This window comes from Alcanivorax sp. HI0044 (genome assembly GCF_001634945.1).
In genome coordinates this window covers 1-1,036 of the sequence record NZ_LWEZ01001125.1, presented here as the reverse complement: position 1 = coordinate 1,036, position 1,036 = coordinate 1, and the positions used below count along the sequence as shown (strand labels likewise).

General features: G+C 59.2%; 1 protein-coding gene and 1 pseudogene. Both read left to right on the top strand.

Annotation, left to right across the window (positions count from 1 at the left end; genetic code table 11):
- A pseudogene (locus A3730_RS31710) lies at positions 1 to 568 on the top strand (DUF11 domain-containing protein); the annotation flags it as partial.
- 66 nt (positions 569 to 634) lie between these two features.
- Positions 635 to 1,036: acyltransferase (locus A3730_RS13580; protein ID WP_156501203.1), on the top strand; the 402-nt coding region annotated here is incomplete at its 3' end.

Below are 1,036 nucleotides of genomic sequence, written 5' to 3'. Positions count from 1 at the left end.
CGACAGCAGTGGCACCGACCAGGTCGTCACCCTCACACTCAGCGCCAGTGCCGATGAAAACGACTACCGCCGCCGCAACGATAGCCTCACGCAGGAAATTGTTTTTTCCGACAATCCCGACCTGGCCCTGTCCGCCGCCCAACAGACCAGCAGCCCCACCCGAGCCACAGTAGCGCTAACCCTGAGCAATCACTCTCCGCTGAATGCCGCCACCAACACCGGCATCAGCTTCCCGCTCCCCGCCAATACTCAACTGGTCAACGGCCCGGCACTGGGCTGCCAACAAAGCAACCCGGTGTACTGCCCTGTCGGCAACCTCAGCCCGGAACAAAGCGAAATCCTGACACTGGAGTTCACCACTGACACCGGCATCAACCAGGCTTTCACCTTCACCGTCAACGCCGACCAAAACGACATCCCCGGCGACACCGATACACAGGCGGATGTCACCGTGCAGTACAACGCCACCGTCAACACCGCTGCAAGTGACAGCAGCGGAGGCGGAGGTGCGTCACTGTGGCTGGGGCTCATGGCGATGCTGCTGGGCGTGCGCCGACAGCGCAACTGACTTGTCTGCCTGTCACCGCACCTTTATTCTTCCCGGTTTACTGATCAGCACACTGGGGAGACATACGTGAAGGCCAAGCCAAGTTATCGCGCCGACATCGAAGGCCTGCGCGCACTGGCCGTCATCCTGGTGATCCTGTACCACTATCAGGTGCCGGGCATTACGGGCGGCTTTATCGGTGTCGATGTCTTCTTCGTCATCTCCGGTTTCGTCATCACCCAGCTACTGGAGCGGGCCTTCCAGAAAGGAACTTTCCGGTTTCGCGATTTTTATGCCCGCCGTATCCGCCGCCTGGTGCCGGTGTTTCTGCTGGTCTCCACCGCCACCTTCCTGATGATCTCGCCGTTTTATATCGGCGACGCCTACTATATTTTTGCCAAAAGCTGGATGGCCTCACTGATCGGGCTGAGCAACCTCTACTACTTCAACGAGCTCACCCAGTATTTCGCCCCGGAAACCCTGTCGCTT